Origin of the sequence: Burkholderia sp. Bp8994 (assembly GCF_003853805.1) — a bacterium.
In the GTDB taxonomy this organism is placed as follows: Bacteria; Pseudomonadota; Gammaproteobacteria; order Burkholderiales; family Burkholderiaceae; genus Burkholderia.
In genome coordinates this window covers 1-1242 of record NZ_QTQH01000048.1, presented here as the reverse complement: position 1 = coordinate 1242, position 1242 = coordinate 1, and the positions used below count along the sequence as shown (strand labels likewise).

Here is a 1242-nt window from a genome sequence, read left to right as displayed (position 1 = left end):
CACATCCATCCGTTCTCGGACATGGGTGCGCTCAATCGCGCGGGCAGCCGCGTGATCGTGAAGGCCGACGGCGTCTATTTGTGGGACTCGGACGGCAACAAGGTCATCGACGGGATGGCCGGCCTCTGGTGCGTGAACGTCGGCTACGGCCGCAAGGAACTTGCCGATGCCGCATATCGCCAACTGCAGGAACTGCCGTTCTACAACACGTTCTTCAAGACCACGCACCCGCCGGTAATCGAACTGTCGGCGATGCTCGCCGAAGTGACGCCCGCAGGCTTCAATCACTTCTTCTATTGCAACAGCGGCTCGGAAGGCAACGACACCGTGCTGCGTCTCGTGCACCAGTACTGGCGCGTGCAGGGCAAGCCGCAGAAGAAATACGTGATCTCGCGCAGGAACGGCTATCACGGCTCGACGATCGCGGGCGGCACGCTCGGCGGGATGGGCTACATGCACGAGCAGATGCCGTCGAAGGTCGAGAACATCGTGCACATCGACCAGCCGTATTTCTTCGGCGAAGCACAAGCCGGCGAGACGCCCGAAGCGTTCGGCCTCGCGCGTGCGCAGCAGCTCGAGGCGAAGATCCTGGAGCTCGGCGCGGAGAACGTCGCGGCGTTCATCGGCGAGCCGTTCCAGGGCGCGGGCGGCGTGATCTTCCCGCCGTCGACGTACTGGCCGGAAATCCAGCGGATCTGCCGCAAGTACGACATCCTGCTCGTCGCCGACGAAGTGATCGGCGGCTTCGGCCGCACCGGCGAATGGTTCGCGCACCAGCACTTCGGCTTCGAGCCGGACCTGATCACGATGGCCAAGGGCCTGACCTCGGGTTACGTGCCGATGGGCGCGGTGGGTATCCATGAACGCGTTGCGCGCCCGATCATCGACAACGGCGAATTCAATCACGGGCTCACGTACTCGGGGCACCCGGTCGCGGCGGCGGTGGCGGTCGCGAACCTGAAGCTGCTGCGCGACGAAGGGATCGTCGAGCGCGTGAAGCACGACACGGGCCCGTACTTCCAGGCGCTGATGCGCGAAACCTTCGCGCGTCACCCGATCGTCGGCGAAGTGCACGGCCACGGGATGGTCGCGAGCCTGCAGCTCGCCGAGTCGCCGGCCGAGCGCCGCCGCTTCGCGAACGGCGGCGAGGTCGGCACGATCTGCCGCGACTTCTGCTTCAACGGCAACCTGATCATGCGCGCGACCGGCGACCGGATGCTGCTGTCGCCGCCGCTCGTGATT

1 protein-coding gene is annotated in these 1242 nt (G+C 65.5%); it reads left to right on the top strand.

All coding sequences use genetic code 11. The features are described from left to right. The coding region (locus DIE04_RS29465; RefSeq protein ID WP_148091660.1) for an aspartate aminotransferase family protein at window positions 1-1242 on the top strand (1242 nt) is incomplete at both ends.